This is a genomic window from Kribbella sp. NPDC050124 (genome assembly GCF_044460355.1).
Classification (GTDB): domain Bacteria; phylum Actinomycetota; class Actinomycetes; order Propionibacteriales; family Kribbellaceae; genus Kribbella.
In genome coordinates this window covers 149,334-166,199 of the sequence record NZ_JBITJU010000024.1, presented here as the reverse complement: position 1 = coordinate 166,199, position 16,866 = coordinate 149,334, and the positions used below count along the sequence as shown (strand labels likewise).

General features: G+C 65.0%; 13 protein-coding genes and 1 pseudogene. 9 read left to right on the top strand and 5 right to left on the bottom strand.

Annotated features, from left to right (window positions below; translation table 11 throughout):
• The first annotated feature begins 137 nt into the window (after window positions 1-137).
• The gene (locus ACIBL3_RS37995) at window positions 138-725 is read left to right on the top strand and encodes an alpha-L-rhamnosidase C-terminal domain-containing protein (RefSeq protein WP_396358765.1); all 588 of its coding nucleotides are present in this window, start codon (window positions 138-140) and stop codon (window positions 723-725) included.
• Window positions 726-1,882: 1,157 nt separating this feature from the next.
• Here the strand turns inward: ACIBL3_RS37995 and ACIBL3_RS37990 are convergent.
• The 4 genes from ACIBL3_RS37990 to ACIBL3_RS37975 form a co-directional block, all read right to left on the bottom strand.
• Entirely contained in the window at window positions 1,883-2,758 is an 876-nt protein-coding gene (locus tag ACIBL3_RS37990; RefSeq protein ID WP_396358764.1) for a ribokinase, read from the bottom strand.
• Window positions 2,759-2,833: 75 nt separating this feature from the next.
• Window positions 2,834-4,006 (bottom strand): adenosylhomocysteinase, encoded by a 1,173-nt coding sequence (locus ACIBL3_RS37985; RefSeq protein WP_396358763.1) that lies wholly within the window; start codon window positions 4,004-4,006, stop codon window positions 2,834-2,836.
• A complete protein-coding gene (locus ACIBL3_RS37980; protein ID WP_396358761.1) occupies window positions 4,003-5,211 on the bottom strand; it encodes an adenosylhomocysteinase in 1,209 nt (402 codons plus the stop codon). Before ACIBL3_RS37980 ends, ACIBL3_RS37985 begins: the two co-directional genes overlap by 4 nt.
• A complete protein-coding gene (locus tag ACIBL3_RS37975) occupies window positions 5,208-6,146 on the bottom strand; it encodes a nucleoside hydrolase (RefSeq protein WP_396358760.1) in 939 nt (312 codons plus the stop codon). The genes ACIBL3_RS37980 and ACIBL3_RS37975 overlap by 4 nt, the downstream gene beginning before the upstream one ends.
• A 53-nt stretch (window positions 6,147-6,199) precedes the next feature.
• Between ACIBL3_RS37975 and ACIBL3_RS37970 the strand changes: the two genes are divergently transcribed.
• From ACIBL3_RS37970 to ACIBL3_RS37940, 7 genes and pseudogenes are all read left to right on the top strand, one after another.
• Complete coding sequence (locus tag ACIBL3_RS37970; protein ID WP_396358759.1) at window positions 6,200-7,180, top strand: LacI family DNA-binding transcriptional regulator; 981 nt, start codon at window positions 6,200-6,202, stop codon at window positions 7,178-7,180.
• Between the two features lie 153 nt (window positions 7,181-7,333).
• Window positions 7,334-8,584, top strand: coding sequence for an adenosylhomocysteinase (locus ACIBL3_RS37965; protein ID WP_396358758.1), 1,251 nt, complete (start codon window positions 7,334-7,336; stop codon window positions 8,582-8,584).
• Window positions 8,565-9,791 carry an adenosylhomocysteinase gene (locus ACIBL3_RS37960; protein ID WP_396358757.1) on the top strand — a complete coding sequence of 409 codons (1,227 nt, stop codon included), beginning with the start codon at window positions 8,565-8,567 and terminating at the stop codon, window positions 9,789-9,791. Before ACIBL3_RS37965 ends, ACIBL3_RS37960 begins: the two co-directional genes overlap by 20 nt.
• 14 nt (window positions 9,792-9,805) lie before the next feature.
• On the top strand, window positions 9,806-11,110 hold the full coding sequence (locus ACIBL3_RS37955) for an ABC transporter substrate-binding protein (RefSeq protein ID WP_396358756.1): 1,305 nt from the start codon (window positions 9,806-9,808) through the stop codon (window positions 11,108-11,110).
• An 82-nt stretch (window positions 11,111-11,192) separates the two neighbouring features.
• A complete protein-coding gene (locus tag ACIBL3_RS37950) occupies window positions 11,193-12,110 on the top strand; it encodes a carbohydrate ABC transporter permease (protein WP_396358755.1) in 918 nt (305 codons plus the stop codon).
• Window position 12,111: 1 nt separating this feature from the next.
• On the top strand, window positions 12,112-12,939 hold the full coding sequence (locus tag ACIBL3_RS37945; RefSeq protein ID WP_396358754.1) for a carbohydrate ABC transporter permease: 828 nt from the start codon (window positions 12,112-12,114) through the stop codon (window positions 12,937-12,939).
• 88 nt (window positions 12,940-13,027) lie between these two features.
• Window positions 13,028-13,727, top strand: a pseudogene (locus ACIBL3_RS37940) (transposase); the annotation flags it as partial.
• Between the two features lie 78 nt (window positions 13,728-13,805).
• Here the strand turns inward: ACIBL3_RS37940 and ACIBL3_RS37935 are convergent.
• On the bottom strand, window positions 13,806-15,086 hold the full coding sequence (locus tag ACIBL3_RS37935) for an amidohydrolase family protein (RefSeq protein ID WP_396358753.1): 1,281 nt from the start codon (window positions 15,084-15,086) through the stop codon (window positions 13,806-13,808).
• A gap of 117 nt (window positions 15,087-15,203) precedes the next feature.
• Here ACIBL3_RS37935 and ACIBL3_RS37930 point away from each other — a divergent pair, with 117 nt between their 5' ends.
• A complete protein-coding gene (locus tag ACIBL3_RS37930; RefSeq protein ID WP_396358752.1) occupies window positions 15,204-16,682 on the top strand; it encodes an MFS transporter in 1,479 nt (492 codons plus the stop codon).
• The last annotated feature ends 184 nt before the right edge of the window (window positions 16,683-16,866 follow it).

The following is a 16,866-nucleotide window of genomic DNA, read 5'->3' as shown; positions in this document are numbered from 1 at the left end:
GGCCCCGTCCGCGACCAGCAGGCGGGGCCTACCCACACCCCAACCATCGGCAACACCGATGACGCCGTCATCGGCAAGATGAACGACGGACAACAGGAACTAGAGTCTTCAGCCGATTGGTCCAAGCCCTTGCCCACATGTCCGCACCTGACGGCACAGTCTGGCCACAGGGTGGGCTCACCGGTGCGGAGGACGACAGCGACGTCCTGATGCCGGAGCTGTATCTGCTCTCGTTCGTTCTGCGCTCACTTGCAGACTCGGGCAGTTTTGCCGATGGGATCGACATCATCCGCCGGTTCTGGGGCGACATCGTCGCTAGTGGTTCGACCACGATCTGGGAGGCCGGAGTCATCCAACACGGCAAGGACGCATTCGGTGGCAAGGGCAGCCTCTGTCACGGCTTTTCGACCTCGCCCATCGATTTCCTCCAGAGGGGTGTGCTGGGCATCCGGCCGCTCGCTCCTGGATTCTCACGCTTTGCTGTAGCACCGTGGCTCGGAGACATTTCCGCTGCACGAGGCGATATTCCCACGCCGCACGGCACTATCGAGGTCTCCTGGTCGGCCTGTGGCGATCAGATCGAGGGCTCGGTCATCGTTCCTGACGCCACCATCGGGGTCCTACCCGATGGCACCGAACTGGCTCCCGGCTCGCACATTGTCGCCGTCAGCCGCACTGTTGTCCTTGCATCCTGGGAGACGGTCACCACGGAAGGGCGGTGGTGACGTCGGAGTCGCAGTGTCCGGCGGCGCTCGCCGACTGCCATCATGCGCTCTCCTGGACTCGCGAGCATCTGGTCGCCGACGGGAACTCGGGGTGCCGCTCGTGCTGTACGGAGCGAGCGCCGGTGCCGGGCTGGCATCCAGACTGCGCGATCGCATCGACAGCACACTTGCTGGCCCGCTGCTCCAGACGCCGATCCTGGACCACCAGCACTGGTCAGATCGTCCAGCGAGCTTCCTGGCCGGAGTAGGAGTCGCCGCGGCGATCACCGCGCAGGGCTCGGCATGCCCAGGCGACGAGTCTCGCAGTGGATCGGAGTCGGAAGCGGCAGGCGAGGGACCGGGGACGGGCGCAGTTGGACGAATCACTCCGAAAGTGAAGTCCTATGAGGATCAAGCGTGTCATCGCAACGTTCAACCAGAGCCCATCCGGGGCTGAAGATCGTCCTGCTCGATGTTGCCGACGGCCACAACTACTACGACTAGCTCAACATCGCGGCGGTTGCCGGCAATCTCGCGGACGTGCACTTCGCCCGGACCTCGGCATAGCCTGCCTCGCCAGCCAAAAGCGTATGCCTGCCTTCGACGACCTTCTGACAGAGAACAAGGGACGAGGTGCGCACAGACGACTTCTGGCCATCCGAGGTTGCCCAGCTGACCATCGAACAACACCTGTACGGCCTGCCGTACGACCTGTCGAACTTCGAAGTCTACGTCACAGGACGCTGCTCGCGGCGAAGGGGAGGGGCGGTCAACGGCCCGGCAGGTGCGCGTCGGCATCGGGCTGCGGGTGACCGGGACCAGCGGGTAGCTGAGAGCCGAAGCTGGCTCGCGCAGGGGGTGAACGGCCTGGACGTATCTCTCCTGAAGCCGGACAGCTTGCCGGCAGGCGCCTGGTGGCTCGTCGATCGCGCGGCAGGATCGTCGGCCTCCACCCGGTGTCTTCCGGCCGGTCAGCGCCGCTCCGCCTGTTTGCCGAAACTGTCAACGTCGCCGCATCACCGGCAACCGCCGCAGCGGTGCGCACAAGTCCGTCAGAGCGTGACTCGCCCCGGGTAAGGCGCTGCGCCTACCAGCACTAGCCTGAGATCAGGACCAGCCGGCGATCGCGGCGCTCAGATGCATGGGCATCGCCGTCCCGGTCGTGATCGGTGATGGGATCAGCCAGAGGTGGCTCGAGCTGCGTCGATGTGGGCGCGGGTTGGTATGGAGGTGCTCGCGCCTGGCTTCTGGACCGAGAGTGCGGCGGCGGTCGAGGCGAATCGTAGGGCCTCGGCCGTGGGCATGCCCTCGGCCCGGGCTACTGCCAGGGCGCCGACGAAGGTGTCGCCGGCGGCAGTCGTGTCGACCGCTGTCACCGGTACGGCCGGTACCTGGAGGCGCTCGCCTGAGCGGGATCCATACACAGCGCCGCGCGAGCCGAGGGTGATGACGACCTCGGGAACCCGCCGAAGAAGGGCTTGCAGCATCTCGTCCGTACCTTCGATACCGGTGATCGCCGCGGCCTCGTGCTCGTTGGGCACGAGCAGTGTGACGGCGTCGATGAGCCTGTCCGGAAGGGCCTGCGCAGGCGCCGGGGTGAGGATGACCGGCACGTCTGCGGTCTCGGCGATTTGAGTCACGACGGTGATGGGCAATTCGAGCTGGAGGAGCAGGGCTGACGCCCGGTCGAGGTCTGGAGGCTGACCGGCGTCGACCGCGCCGTTCGCGCCCGGGATGACGACGATCGAGTTGCCGCCGGAATCGTCGACCACGACGTGCGCGATACCGCTTGGCCCTGGAATCTGCCGCAGGCCCTCGACGTCGACGCCAGCCGTCACGAGTGCAGTTCTGAGATCTTCGCCGAAGTGGTCGTCGCCCACCGCGCCGTGGAAGCGGACTTGGCCGCCTGCCCGGGCTGCGGCGATTGCCTGGTTGGCTCCCTTGCCGCCGGGGACGGTGTGGAACGCCCGTCCAGCGACGGTCTCTCCCGGTTTCGGGGCGCGGGGTGCGTAGGCGACCAGATCCATGTTCACGCTGCCGAACACCGTGATCATGACGCTAACCCTGCCGGGTTGTGGCCGCATTTGGCGAGGGTGAGCCGTCGTGCAAGGCAGGTCCGGCGCATCAGATCACCATTCCTCCTGAGCGCGGCGTAGCTCTTCGGTGAGTGGCTCCAGGGCCGCGCCGGCTGCGGTGAGCCGGATGTTGGCTACCTCTTGCCCGAACGCGGCGGGGAGGTCGTGCACACCCGGAGTGAGGCTGCGGGCGTTGAGCGCCAAGTGCTGAACGGCGAGGGCTTGCAGGGCAAGCGAGAGGTCCATGATCTCGATCGGGTTACCTTCGGCCGCGGTGACGTTCATGCATTCGCCGTCAGCGATGACCTTCACGGCTCGGCCGTCCGGAAGGGTGAACTCTTGGACCTCACTGCGGGTCGTTCTGAAAGTGCCTAGTCCGTGCAAGTAGGTCATGGGAATCTCGTCCCTGGCTCCACCCGCGACGGCCAGGAAGACTCCGTCGCGAACCTGCGCCAGTTGCTCGGGTGTGATCGAGCCGCGGACCCCGGTTGCCGAGAAGATGACCTCGGCCGTGGGTGCGGCTTGAGCGAAAGCAGCCACCCGGTGGCCGTCGTGTAACGCCTGCAACGCCTTGATCGCGTCCAGCTCTGAAACAGTGACCCGGGATCCGAGTCCGGTGAGGTACCTCGCCAGTCCGCGGCCGACCCAGCCGTAGCCGATCACCAGCACGTCTCGCCCCGCGAGTTGGAGGTTGGTCAGGTCGACGAAGGTCATCACGCACGACTGGGCGGTGCCGTACACGTTGTCGAAGAGGTACTTGGTGGTCGCGTCGTTGACCGCAAGTACCGGAATCTTCAGGTTCTCGCCCATCGCGCGAAGTGGGCGGATTCCGCTTGTCGTCTCCTCGGCTGCGCCCCAGATCGTCTTGAGGGCATCCGGGTGGTGGCTGTGCAGCCGCCGGATCATGGTGGCGCCGTCGTCAATGAGGATCTGAGGACTCCACCGCAGGAAGTGGTCGGCGAGGTCGAGGTCCTCGGATTTGGTCGCGGTGGATCGAGCGAAGACGGTGATCCCGAGGTCGCGCAGTGCGTCCGCCACTTCGTCCGTGGTCGAGGTGGCCGGGCAGTGCACGGCCACCTCAGCGCCCGCATCCCGGAGGATGACAGCCAGGTTTGCGGTCTTCGGTTCGAGAGTGAGACAGATGCCGATCCGGATGCCGTCCAGCCTCAGGCGGGCACCGACGTCCTTGAGTACGGGCATCCATTCGAGCGCCCAGTCGAGCTTCATCCGATCCACTCCGATACGTCGTCGAGCTGGTAGGGCTGTAGCTGGTCGAGTCTGATTCCGGCAGCTGCCAGTCGGGCCGCGGCGATGGAGTCGTCGAGCTCCTTAGGCAGGACATGAACGCCGGCCGGGAGGTCGTGCGAAGCCAGGTAGTGACATCCGAGGCCCTGGACCGCGAAACTGAGGTCCATAATTTCCACAGGATGACCGGAGCCGCCGGCGATGTTGACCAAGGCACCGTGGCTGAGCAGGCTGATCTGCTTGTCGCCGAGGTTGTGGGAGGTCAGTTGCGGACGGACCTCGCGGCCCGTGCCGAGAGCCGGTACATCGATCTCGAGGTCGTGATGGCCCGCGTTGGCCAGTATGGCGCCGGGCTTGAGCGAGGCGAACTCTGGGGCGCCGATGGCGCGCACACCTCCGGTCGCCGTGATCACGAAGTCGGCCTTGGGAAGGACATCCGCGGTCCGGCCGACCTCGTGGCCATCCATGTAGGCCTCGAGCGCTCTGACCTCGTCGACTTCGACGACCGCAACCCTTGCACCCAGCGCTTTGGCGTAGGCGGCTATACCGGTGCCGACCCACCCATACCCGATGATGGCCACAGTCGCCCCGGCGAACTGCCGGTTGGTGAGGCGCAGTATTGACTGAATGGTCGTCTGTCCGGTGCCGTATCGGTTGTCGAAGAGGTGCTTGCACCGAGCGTTGTTCGCTGTCAGCGTCGGGAACGGCAGGGACCCGGCCGAGTGCATCGCCTCCAGGCGGGCCGTACCGGTCGTCGTCTCCTCCGATACGCCACGCAATGCGGTGAAGGCGTGAGGCCGATGCTTGGCCATGCGAATCGTCAGCTCAGCACCATCGTCGATGATCAACTCCGGATGGGTGTCGGCCACCCTGATCAGATCTTGTTCCCACTGAGCGATTCCCGCGTCCTCATGGGCCAATACCTGGAGGCCGTCTGCGCGCAACGCGGCCACGACGTCGCCATTTGTGGTGTGCGGGTTGCTCCCGGCAACCACGACGTCAGCGCCGGCCTCAGCCAGGACCAGTGCGAGGAACGCCGTCTTGGCCTCCAGATGGACCACGACCGCGACCTTCCGTCCGTCGATGGCTCCGTCGGACAGGACTGAGCGCACATGGCCGTCGAGGACCGGCGAGAACTCTCGTACCCACGCGATCGCCTCTCGCCCACGTGCTACATCGGCAGTCATGCCGCCGCTCCTTCCAGTTCACATGCATCCATCAAGCAGTTGAGGAATGCTTGCCGGTCCACGCCCTCGATCACTCTCACCCACCGCCCTGAGGGGCGACCTCTACGGTCGACCTGGAGTTGGCCCCGTGCCTCTTGCTCGACCATGATGCTCACTGGAAGCCGATGCGCTGAGGTCACGATTCCTGGGTGCATGGCTACCGCCACAGCCACTGGGTCGGGCAGATCGAAGCCGGCCAGTCCCTGCTCGGTGCGGCAGTAGCGATCCAGTGCGGCTGTGGCCTCGAGCACAAACCGGGACTTGGGAGTGCGCTTGGCGGCCAGCAATGCCGCTTCTTCATCCGTGATGACTGCCGCCTGACGGGAGACATCCCAGCCGACGAGTTCGAGTTCGCCGGCGGCCCTCAGGACGATGTCGACGGCCTCTGGGTCGGCCCAGAAGTTGTACTCGGCCACCGGTGTGACGTTTCCGTGTGCATCCGGCGCTCCGCCCATCACCACGACTCGTGCGAACCGGGTGAGAAACAGTGGATCGAGCAGCACAGCGATCGCGATGTTGGTGAGCGGACCGAGAGTCACGAGTGTGAGCTCGCCAGGTCGCTGTATGGCGGCCCGCACCAACTCCTGGGCGGCGAATCCCTGATCGGCGGCGCGCAGTCCGTCGGGCGGCCTCGCGTCACCCATCCCCGATTCGCCGTGTACGTCCTGACCGGTCACCAGTTGCCTGCGTAACGGTCCGGCTGCTCCGGAGTACAGCGGTACATCGTCCCGCCCACCGACCTGAAGGGCCCAAGCGGCGTTGCGGGTGGCGAGATCAACAGGCACGTTCCCGGCCACAGTCGTGACCGCAGCGAGGCGGATTCCCGGCGTCGACGCGGCCAGGACAAGGGCGACTGCGTCGTCCGCGGCGGTGTCGGTATCGATCACAAGCTCCATGATCGGCGAATCTAAACGTGTAGATGCGGTCTGTCAATGGCTATGGTGGTCCCATGAAGAAGCAGAAGCGGCCGACGCTCGCTGATGTGGCGCGCCAGGCGGGGACCTCAACCGCGGTTGTGAGCTACGTCGTGAACGACGGACCCCGGCGGGTCTCGCCGCAGACCAGAGAGCGGGTCAACCAGGCGATCAAGCAGTTGGGATACCGGCGCAACACGCTCGCGGCGGCGTTGAAGGGGAATAAGTCCAACCTGGTCGGACTGGTGGTGCCGGACGCGTCCAACGCGTTCTTCGGTGAGTTGTCGACCCGGATGGAGGGTGAGGCCAGCAGGCGGTCGCTGCTGACACTGCTCGGCAACACACACTATGGAGCCGAGTCCGAGCAGAAGTACGAGCGCGCCTTCTCCGACCTCAATTGCATGGCGATATTCATCGTCGGAGTAGGCGACGGGTCTCGGGTGGACAGCAAACGGATCTACCTTCACGCGGCACCGCCGGGCTCCAGTTCCCCCTCGGTGGTGTTCGACAATTTCGCCGGTGCGGTTGGTGCCGTTGAGCACCTTCTCGGGCACGGCTACTCTGACGTCCACTGCCTCACCGGGCCCGTCGATCATGGCCCCACCGCATTGCGAGAACAAGGCTTTCGAGCGGCAGGCGGCGAGACAATGCATCGCTTCCCTCGCGATCGGAAAGAAGCGGAAGAGGCGATGGTCAGCATGCTTGACTCGGATGCTCCGCGGGCTGTCTTCTGCACTACGGACGAGCACGCTTTGGCCTGTCTGCGTGCCGCTGGCCGGCAGGGGCTGCGGGTCCCGGAAGATCTGGCGATCGTGGGCTTCGACGGGATCAACGAGGCCTTGAACGGGAGCGTCGCAATCACCACCGTGTCGCTTCCTCTCGACGAACTGGCAGTCACGGCGTTCGAGATGCTCGATGCCTGGCGGGGCGACGTACCTCCCTCGTCAAAGACCTTGCCGAGCAGCCTGTTGATCGGCGAAACCTGCGGGTGCGAGCGCGAGATTCGTAGCCCGTGACAACGATGGGCAGGATCAGCAGCCTGGCGCTCCGGTCGCTCTCCGAGTCTGCTGACGCAGCCTGAGACAGGTGCAGCAACCACTGCTGCGAATCCCTTGACGCCTCATTTCTAAACGCTTAGTTTGTCCGGAACGAAAGGGCTAGGTGGTGTGATGAACGGCGATGCGCAGCTCGGTGAGAACCAGATCGGCTGGGTCCGGCGTAACTCTCCTGTCCTCGATGGCTTCGTGCGCGAGATCCTCTCCGATGGCGGGGTCGACGGCTTGCGGGTAGCACTTGTCGCGCACATCGAGGCGAAGACTGCGTTTCTGGCGACCGTGCTCGCCGACGCCGGCGCGGAACTCGTAGTGGCCGGTCGCAATCCCCGAACGACGAATCGCCACGTAGTCGCAGCGTTGCGGGACCGAGGTATCGATGTCGTGTCGGAGGCCGGAGGGAGCCGGGCAACCTCGGAGAGTGACTTGCTCACGGCAGCTGCTCGGGAACCTCAGTTCATTATCGACGACGGCGCGGAGCTGACAATGCGCATTGCGCAGCACCGCCCGGCGCTTTTCGCAGCGTTGCATGGGGTTGCGGAAGGAACGACCACTGGTACTGCTCGCCTCAGGAGGCTGCATGCCTGTGGGAAGCTGCCATTCAGCGCTCTGACCACGAACGACGCACGCTGCAAGGGCTTGTTCGATAGTCGTCACGGAACAGGCCAGACGACCCTGCAGGCGATCCTGAGGCTCACCAACCGTCAGATCGCCGGCGCACGGCTCGCGGTGATCGGTTACGGGACAGTTGGCCGGGCTGTGGCGCAGTACGCCGCTGCCATGGGAGCCCTGACATCGGTGGTCGAAACGGATCCGGTGCGTGCCCTCGAGGCGCACATGGACGGCCATGCTGTCGGCCGTGCGGCCTTGGTGCTTCCGACGGCGCAGGTTGTCGTCACCGCGACCGGTGGGACACGCGGGCTGGGCAAGGCGGAGTTCCGCCACCTGAGCAACGACGTCGTACTGGCCAACGCCGGTCACCGCGACGTCGAGATTGACCTCGAAGCGTTGCGACGGGTCTCGGTGTCGCAGGAGGTGGCGCGGCGCGATGTGACAACTTATCGCCTGGACGGTCGCGATGTTCATGCCCTGGCAGAAGGTGCGTTGGTGGATATCGCCGGCGGGAGCGGTCATCCGGTGGAATCAATGGACCTGACGTCTGCCGCACAAGGCCTCGGCATTCACTACTTGGCGGCTGGCGATCTGGCGCCGGGTGTCCATGTCATCCCGGCTGCGCTGGACGATTCCATCGCGGCGGCGAGGTTGAAGAGCCTTGGCGTGACGCTGGACCAGGTGAAACCGGAACAGATCGACGATGTCGGCGAGTGGATCGGTATGGAGAATCGTGATGACGTTACCCGACCATGAATCCCCGGCCACCGGTGGACAACGCCGAATCGACTGGGCTGCAAGGGGAATGCCCGCCCTGCGGGCCGTTGGCCAGCGGCTCGCCGCTGAAGGGTCGCTGGAGGGGCTCAGAGCCGGTCTCTCTTTGGTGCTCGAACCCAAGACGGCGAACTTGGCCCTGGCCTTGCAGGCAGCGGGCGTGGAGGTGAGCGTGTTCGGCCACACGCAGACGACGGAGGTTGTCGACGCCCTCCGTGACCGAGGTGTCGCGGTATATGCAGTCCATGACAGGGACGAACGGCGAAGGCGGGAGGTCGAGCGCGACTTCCTGCATCAGGGACTGCAGGTTCTCGTGGACGACGGCGCGACGCTGATCAGGCGGGTACACAGGGAATTCCCGGAACTCCTTACTGACCTTTATGGAGCGTGCGAGGAAACGACCAGCGGTGTGCGCCCGCTCCGGCAGATGGCCGCGGAGAAGGCCCTGCGAATTCCGGTGATCGCAGTCAACGACGCCCAGTTGAAGTACCTGTTCGACAACGTGTATGGCACTGGCCAGTCATGTGTGATGGCGTTGCTGGACCTGACAAACCTCCAACTTGCGGGCCGCATCGTCGTCGTTGTCGGATACGGGTGGGTGGGCAAGGGGGTCGCCCTGCACGCCGCCGCGCTCGGCGCGCGGGTCGTGGTCTCGGAGATCGACCCCATCCGGGCGCTCCAGGCCCACCACGACGGCCACCAGGTCGCGAGTATCGCCGACGTCGCCTCCTCGGCAGAGGTGGTCTTCTCCGCGACCGGTATCGCAGGCAGTGTCACGGCGGAGCACATCGAGGCGATGCGCGACGGCGTCATCGTCTGTACGGCGGGAGGTGGATCGTTCGAGCTCCCGATGGACTATCTGAGGCGCACGGGTAAGCGGTCCGCACTGCTCCCCGGCCTGGCCGAGTATCAGCTGCCGAGTGGGAAACGTGTGTTGATCGCGAGTGAGGGAGCTTGCGTCAACTGCGCGGATGCCGAAGGCAATCCCATCGAGGTCATGGACTTGTCACTGACCCTGCAGGCGCTTGCCATCGAGCACCTGTCGCTGACCGCCAAGGACTGGGCACCTGAGGTGTATCCGGTTCCCCCCAAACTCGAAGCCGCCGTCGCGAGGCTGTGCCTCGACCACGTCGGCGCCACGCTCGAGCCGGTCACTCCGGAACTGTCCGCGGCCATGCGTCGCTGGTGACGAAAGGAACGTCAATGAGTCTCCTGAACTTTGCGCGCCGGTACAGGGCCGCCTGTGCCGGCTTCGCGGCCATCGCACTGCTCGCTGCCTGTGGGAGTGGAGGCAAGCCATCGCAGGGCGGGTTGAGCGCCCCGGTCCCGGACAAGGACATCACACTGACGGTGTGGACCTTTGTGCCCGACAACAGCGATGGCGGGCGAGAAGCGTACGCCGAGGTGGTCAAGGCCTTCAACGAGAAGCACCCCAAGGTCAAGGTCGACATCCAGAACATCCCGTATCCCACGTTCTGGGACAAGCTTCGCAATGCTTCGGTCGCCGGCACGGGACCTGATGTCGTCTCGATGTACGGCGGCGAGCAGGCCTACAGCTACCGCAACTCCCTCCGTCCCCTGCAGGACGCGCTGAAGCCGGCACTCGGGGACCTGAACTTCGTCGAGGAGAACTACTCCCGCAACGGCAACCTCTACGTCGTGCCGACGCAAACATATGCGTATGGACTACTCCTGAACCGCAAGAAGTTCGCTGCAGCCGGGCTCGACCCCAAGGCCGGGCTGGCCGACTGGGACGCTCTGCTCAAGACGTGTGAAACGCTCAGCGGCCAGGAAATGGACCCGATCTCCGTCGGTTGGAAGGACGGCTTCAACTTCGAGGCCTTCATGTACATGATCACCAGCCAGCTCATGGACGATGCGACGCTCGCCAAATGGACCGCGGCGGACATCCCGATCGACGACAAGATCTTCACCGCGGCCGCGACTTACATCCTGGAGATGAAGGAGGCGGGCTGCTTCGGGGATCGGGGTGCTTTCTCGCGCAACATGCTTCCCGACGCAACGAACCACTTCCAGTCGGCGAAGGCCGCCATGGTGGTCAGCGGAGGACTCGACGACGTCAAAACCTCCGCGAAGCGTCTCGGCGAGGTCGACTTCGTTCCGTTCCCCCAGGTTCCCACCTCCCAGTTCAAGAACATGGCCGACGGCGGCGCCAGCAACGGGTGGGCGATCCCCACCTGGACCAAGAATCCTGAAGCCGCCGGCGCCTTCGTCAGCTTCTTGGGCAGCGCACCCGCACAGAAGATCCTCTGGGAGCGGATCCGGGCCGTGCCGAACGTCAAGAGTCTCGACGTCGTGGGTAGCACCCCGGAGGAGAAGGCGGTCCTGTCCGTCATGCGACTTCCTGACAACCACACCGGGTTCTCGTCGTTCCCACTGCCGGTTCTGGCGGTCTACGAACGCAATGCCGCTCCACTCCTGAGCGGGGACATGTCGCTCGACAAGTTCACACAGGAAGCGAAGACGGCGTATGAGCAGTCCAATTGAGGTCGACACCAGGCCGCCGGCCAGGACGTCGTCGACGCCGGCCACAGCTCGCTCGTGGCGCGCAAGGCCGCGACCGCCAAAGTTGCGCTCTGTCGACAAGGCGGGGTTCTTCAACTCGGGCTTGCTGCTGGTGGCCCCGCTGTTGATCCTCGAGGTCGTTGTCTTCTTGCTGCCCCTTGCGTACGTGGCCTACCGGTCGTTCTTCGATTGGCAACCAGCCGGCTACTCCACGTACGTCGGGTTCGAGAACTATGTGACTCTCCTACAACAGGATGAGTTCTGGCAGCTTGTCCGCAATCAGTTGTTCTACCTCATGGCGGTGCCAGTCTGGGTTGTGGCTCCGCTGCTGGTTGCATACCTGTTGCACGAGCACGTCGCATTCGCCGGGCTCTTCCGCACGATCTACCTGTTCCCGTCGATCCTTTCGCCGGCGATCGTCGGCCTCGTCTTCCGGACGCTGCTCGGAGACAACGGGCCGGTGAACGGCGGTCTCGACGCGGTTGGGCTGGGCGCGCTGTCCCAGGCGTGGTTGACTGATGCGAACTGGGTCAAGCCGACCATCATGGTCTTGATGCTCTGGGCGGGACTGGGCACAGGGGTGCTGGTGTTCTCAGCGGCTCTGAGCTCGATCCCGGGCGAGACGTTCGAAGCTGCGCGACTCGACGGGGCAGGCTACCTGCGCCAGCTCTGGTACGTCGTCATCCCGAGCATTCGGGCCACCATCGTGCTCTGGTGCATGTTCCAGATCATCGCTGTCTTCCTCTTCATGTTCGGCTGGATCTACGTACTAACCAGTGGCGGCCCGGGGCTGGCAAGCACAACGATCGACTTCGCCGTCTACCAGAAGTTCATGCGCTTCGGCTTCTTCGGCGCGGCCGCGGCGGAGGCGATCGTCCTGGTGCTCATGGTGGTGATCGTCGCGCTTCTTTTCGTGGCTGTTCCCAGAATCGCGCGGGCGATCTCGCCGCGGCTTCGGCGATTGAACGCGAAGGAATACTGACATGGGCTCCAATCGCGTACAGGTCTACGTGCGGACGGCAATCGCAGCTGTCATCGCTGTCCCGTTTCTGTTGCCCTTCCTGATGCTGATCTCAACCACGCTACGAACGGAGGACGACTTCATCCGGAGTCCAGGGGGACTCCCGCGAAGCTTCACGCTGGAGCACCTGCGCGTGGGCTGGGAAGAGGCGCACTTGGCAGGTGGCCTTCGCGCAACGTTCATCACCTGTGTCGTTGCATGCCTGGTTTGTGCGAGTACGGCGCTCGCGGGTGCCTACTGGTTCCGTACCCACCAGGGAAGAGTCGTCGCGGGGACGAGATGGACGCTGGCGTCGGTGTACGCCGTACCACTGATCGCGTGGCTGATTCCGGTGTTCGTCATGCTGTCCCAGTTCGAGCTGACCAACAGTCTCCTCGTCCTGGGCGTGATCGACGGCGTCAGCAGTCTGCCGTTCGCGTTCTACCTCATCCACACGTTCATGCAGCAGACCCTGACGACCGAGATGCTCGAAGCGGCGGTGCTCGATGGGGCCGGGACGCTACGCACGTTCATGCGGATCGCGGTCCCGCTCGCTCTGCCTGCTCTGGCATCAGTTGTTGCACTGGTCTTTGTCTGGACCTTCGGAGAACTCATCGTCGCCGCGACTCTCCTGCAAGATCCTTCGGTGCAGACCGTTACCCTCGGGATCGCCGGGCTCTCGACCCGAGAGAATGTCAATCCACAGATCCAAGCAGCCGCCTCGCTGGTGACACTCCTGCCCGTACTGGCGGTCTTCATCGTCGCGCAAAAGGCGCTACGCCGTGGATTTGCCGAAGGTAGTGGCAAGTAGCATCAGCAACCTCAGTCGCGTCACGTCGGGTATCCCAACGTGACGCGACTGAGTTTCGCGCGCATGACTTGACTCCGGTTTGGTTGCCCAGGCGGTGTTAGTTTGCCGTGTCGTCCAGCCGGACCAGTGGTGCCGTCGCTGCGGGTGCGAGGGAGCGCCTCGCGACACCGTGGGCTCGTGCGCCGGCGGCGAACCAGTAGCGGGCACGTCTGGCGCGAAGACACCCGCCGCGCGGCCGAGCTCCGGGCGAGGCTGTCTCGACGCGGGCTACGGTGGGCGCCGGAAGGCATCGTCGTGCAGCACTTGACCGTCGCTCGTGTCCGTGTTCATCGACCTGACCGGCGTCCGCGACGGCACCGGGCCCGCACGGCTGCTCGGTCTGGTCGAACGCCGCGCCAAACAAGCCTTCAGCAGTGGCCGACCGAACGCCCACAGACCCTGGCGGGACGCGGTCGAGGTCGTCGCGATGGAAGGGTTCACCAGTTCAAGACCGCCCACCACCGAGGTACTGCCCGACGCCGTGACGGTAATGGACCCCTTCCACGTCGTCCGCCTGGCCGACGACGCCCTCGACGAGTGCAGCCGGCGGGTCGCAAGACACCCGCGGGCACTGCCGCCGAAACGGCGACCCGCTCCACAACGCCCGACGGACGCTGCCCACCGGCGCCGATCTGCTCACCGGCAAGCAGACCCAGCGACTGCAGGATCTGTTCGCAACTGATGCCCACGTCGAAGTCGAGGCCACCTGGCGCATCTACCAGCGTCAGACCCCAACTACACCTCACCAGTGAAGCGCCGGTAAACGTTCAGTCCCCTCGAACCAGTGGGTTCGAGGGGACTGAAGCTGGTTGTGTCAGACCGTCGGATCAGAAGCGAGGGACTGCAGCGCGCTCGTGGACCACGCGTCCGGAGATGACGGTGCGAGTGCACTGTCCCTCCGCGGTGTTGACGAGCGCCGTCTCGACGCCTTCTCTGCCGACCTCGACCTCGAACACTGCGAGGTCTGCTGACGCGCCGGCTTCGAGAGCACCGCGGTTGCACAGTCCCAGTGCCCTCGCGCCGCCGAGGGTCGCGGCACGGATGAGCCGGCGGTTGAGATCAGGGTGCGCATACCCCTGGTCGCGGGCGATTCGCGCGAGGGCCTTGACGTCTGCCATCAGGTCCAGCGACGGTGACGACGAGAGAGAATCGGTTCCGACTGAAATCTCGTGCCCCTCGGACAGGTACGCAGCGACGGGTGCCGGGCCGTCACCCACGATCGCGTTGGAGCGCGGACACAGCGCGACGGCCGTGCGGTTGGCCAGCAGCATTTCACGTTCTGCACGATCCAGGTAGATGCCGTGGGCCACGTGTGTCGATGCACCGAGGAGGCCGGTTGACGCGGCGTACTCCGCTGTGCGGCGGCCGGAACCACCTGTGCGAACGAGCGCGAATTCGCCGCTCCTTTCACCCCAGACCTGCACTACGGTCCGGTCGCCATGCTGATAGTGAGTCGCCTCGACCGAAGACTCGGCCAGGTGCGAGTGGATGCGCATCTCGCGTTCGGCGGCGATGGCGACAAGGTCGGAGATGACGCCTCCATCCACGCTGTACGGTGCGTGCGGGGAGATTCCCCGCGGCCCGGGTGCTGCGTCATCAAGCCATGCCAGGAAACACGCCCGGCCTGAGTCTCTCCACCGCTGCTCGGTCTGACCGATGACCTCGAGGAATTCGACGCCGGCCAGCCCGCCTTCGAAGAGAACGCCAGACGCCTCTTGGCTGGTCACGATGTCAGCCATGGCAGTAGTCCCAGTCGCGAGCGCTTGCCGAACGCCAGCTCGTGATGACTCTCGCCAGAAGCTGCCGTCGCGAACGCCACCGTAGGCTACTCCGAAGGACTCAGACCATTCCTCGAAACTCATGTAGGACTGCATGCCGACCTCCGCGAATGCCGTGTACTGGAGATGGCAGTGGGCGTTCACCAAGCCCGGTGTGACGACACCAGCGAGCTCCTCCACGGGCAGACCGGTCCACGGCGCGGGCAGCGCGGTTCGGTGGCCCACCCAGGCGATGCGGTCGGCGACGATCACCACCGCACCCTCCCGTAGCGGCGGCGACGAGACCGGTACCACCCAGTCCGCGACGATCGTCCTGCTGTCTGCTGGCACCGTGAAGATCCTTCCTCGTCGAACGCCGCCCGCCCGAGCACGCGGACCGGCAGGCGCCTTACGCCAGAAAAGCTAAACGATTAGACACATCCTGTCAATCGAGCTACGCTCCGCACCATGACCCCGGAGGATCCGTCTGAAAGCGGCCCTGTGGCCGCAGGTGGCGCCAAGGACTCGAACCGGGACGGCGATCCCCGGCGCCGGCTGGTCTTCCTGATGTTGATGTGCTGCGTTCAGCTCCTCTTCTCGAGCAGCATGACGGTGATGACGGTGTCGCTGCCGGGCATCGGAGCGGACTTCCAGATGGCCAAGGAGAGCCTCCAATGGCTGATCACGGGGTACGGCCTCGCATTTGGTGGCCTCCTTCTAGTCGGCGGCCGGGTCGCCGACTATGCCGGTCGCCGTACGACGCTCGTGGTCGGCCTGATCATCTTCCTGGCTGGCGGACTCGCCTGCCTGGTGAGCGTGAACGGGCTCATGTTGATCGTCGGCCGAGCCGTCCAGGGGATCGGTGCGGCATTCGCGTCACCTGCAGCTCTGTCGCTGCTCACCTCGACGTTCAGGCAGACACGAGAACGTGGGCGCGCACTGGGAGCCTGGGCGGCGATCGGTGCGGCTGGGCTGATTCTGGGGAACGTAGGAGGCGGGCTGATGTCATCGCTCGCGTCGTGGCGCTACTCGTTTCTTCCTCTCCTCCTCATCGCCCTCACGATCGTTGTGGTGATCCCGGTGCAGGTACCGCGAGGGGAGCGAAACACGACGCGTCGCCTCGGCATATTGAGTGGCGCCCTGCTCTCGCTCAGCATCGGCTGTGCGATTCTGGGCCTCAGTCAGGTGAGCACTTTGGGCATCGAGTCGTGGCGCACCTGGCTTCCACTCGTCGCGACCGTGGCAGGCGCGGCGCTGTTCGCGTTGTCCCAACGGATCACTGGTACTGCGTTGATCCCTTTCCACTTGTTCAGATCGCGCGGTGCCCTCGGGTTCGCATTTGTAGCGCTCTCGACCGGAACGACCATGTGCATCTACTACTTCAGTTCGTTCTTCTTCCAGGACGTGCGGGGCATGACTGGCTCGCAAGCAGGGCTGGCGTTCGGTGTTTGGGCCGCCACAATCGTCGCGGGTGCTCAACTCGCGTCATGGCTTCTCCCGAGAGCCGGCGCACGGGCACTTCTGACCTCCGGTTTCGCCTTGGTATCAGTGGGAGCCATCACCTACGCGGCCTCGTTGAGCCGTACGACTCCGTTCGTTCCGTGGACCATGTCGGCCTTCATACTTCTCGGCGTGGGTGCAGGGTGTGCTGGGGTCGCATCGACGGTGACCGCCTTCTCGTCCGTGCCCCGTGGTGATCAGGGTTTGGCCGCGGGAGTGCTGAACTCGGCGCAGCAGTGCGGCGGGATCCTGGCCCTGTCCGGCTACATCGCAGTCGCGAGCGCTCACACTTCAGCGCTTCGACGGGCAGGGGTAGGCGACATCCCGAGTGACATCGCTGGGATTCGCCACGCCGTGTACTGGGCCGCGACCGTCGCGGCCCTTGTCGTTCCGTTGGCACTGCTCGGTCTTCCTAGACGGCCAGACGTCAATCGCCTGCGAGCCTGACAAGTCGCCACCGCCGTCCGCGCGGCAGTACGCCGACGTACTGACTGGTTGAGGCCGACCTGGAAGTAGCTCTGCCAGGCGAGCAGACCGTCCTGGTGCATGACCGCCTTGCCGGCGTTGAAGGCCTGGCTGGCCTGCGCGTAGGTTTGGTTCGCGGCATGGGGTTGGTGGTAGCCGGCGGCGT

Excerpts from the sequence above, each read along its gene's own strand:
- ACIBL3_RS37965 (WP_396358758.1), top strand. The coding sequence starts at position 7,334 with ATGAACGGCGATGCGCAGCTCGGTGAGAACCAGATCGGCTGGGTCCGG.
- ACIBL3_RS37995 (WP_396358765.1), top strand. The coding sequence starts at position 138 with ATGTCCGCACCTGACGGCACAGTCTGGCCACAGGGTGGGCTCACCGGT.
- ACIBL3_RS37955 (WP_396358756.1), top strand. The coding sequence starts at position 9,806 with ATGAGTCTCCTGAACTTTGCGCGCCGGTACAGGGCCGCCTGTGCCGGC.
- ACIBL3_RS37930 (WP_396358752.1), top strand. The coding sequence starts at position 15,204 with ATGACCCCGGAGGATCCGTCTGAAAGCGGCCCTGTGGCCGCAGGTGGC.
- ACIBL3_RS37960 (WP_396358757.1), top strand. The coding sequence starts at position 8,565 with ATGACGTTACCCGACCATGAATCCCCGGCCACCGGTGGACAACGCCGA.
- ACIBL3_RS37975 (WP_396358760.1), bottom strand. The coding sequence starts at position 6,146 with ATGGAGCTTGTGATCGATACCGACACCGCCGCGGACGACGCAGTCGCC.
- ACIBL3_RS37990 (WP_396358764.1), bottom strand. The coding sequence starts at position 2,758 with ATGATCACGGTGTTCGGCAGCGTGAACATGGATCTGGTCGCCTACGCA.
- ACIBL3_RS37985 (WP_396358763.1), bottom strand. The coding sequence starts at position 4,006 with ATGAAGCTCGACTGGGCGCTCGAATGGATGCCCGTACTCAAGGACGTC.
- ACIBL3_RS37970 (WP_396358759.1), top strand. The coding sequence starts at position 6,200 with ATGAAGAAGCAGAAGCGGCCGACGCTCGCTGATGTGGCGCGCCAGGCG.
- ACIBL3_RS37945 (WP_396358754.1), top strand. The coding sequence starts at position 12,112 with ATGGGCTCCAATCGCGTACAGGTCTACGTGCGGACGGCAATCGCAGCT.
- ACIBL3_RS37980 (WP_396358761.1), bottom strand. The coding sequence starts at position 5,211 with ATGACTGCCGATGTAGCACGTGGGCGAGAGGCGATCGCGTGGGTACGA.